Genomic DNA, 337 nt, shown 5'->3' on the forward strand with positions numbered 1-337 from the left:
GGGCGAAGCCCCGTCATCCACCGTCTGGTCCCCTCTCCCATTTGTTGAGCCCCCACACCCTCAGGGTTATACTGCCCGCCTTGTTTCGCCCGAGCCCTGCAGGAGTGCCCATGACCCCCCGTTGCGCCACCTTGAGTGCGGTATTGCTGTCTACCTTATTGTTGGCAGCCTGTGGTCAGAAAGGCCCCCTCTACTTGCCCGAAGAGGCCGAGTCCGGAGAACCCCGGAACGAGCAACCTGCGTCGGATGGCGGCCAGAGCGAATAACCCCCTGATTTGAGACCCGATATGCAGCCTTTTGAACGCCGTGACGGCGAACTGTTTGTGGAAGACCTCCC

At 61.1% G+C, this 337-nt stretch carries 1 protein-coding gene; it reads left to right on the top strand.

The features are described 5' to 3' along the window. Positions 1-110 precede the first annotated feature (110 nt). Positions 111-266, top strand: a complete 156-nt coding sequence (lptM, locus tag B3520_RS14325; protein ID WP_414673886.1) for an LPS translocon maturation chaperone LptM — start codon at positions 111-113, stop codon at positions 264-266. Positions 267-337 lie beyond the last annotated feature (71 nt).

The organism is Marinimicrobium sp. UBA4509, assembly GCF_002388575.1.
In the GTDB taxonomy this organism is placed as follows: Bacteria; Pseudomonadota; Gammaproteobacteria; order Pseudomonadales; family Cellvibrionaceae; genus Marinimicrobium; species Marinimicrobium koreense.

What these genes read in the sequence shown, in the direction of transcription:
- lptM (WP_414673886.1), top strand. Translation starts at nt 111, where the DNA reads ATGACCCCCCGTTGCGCCACCTTGAGTGCGGTATTGCTGTCTACCTTA.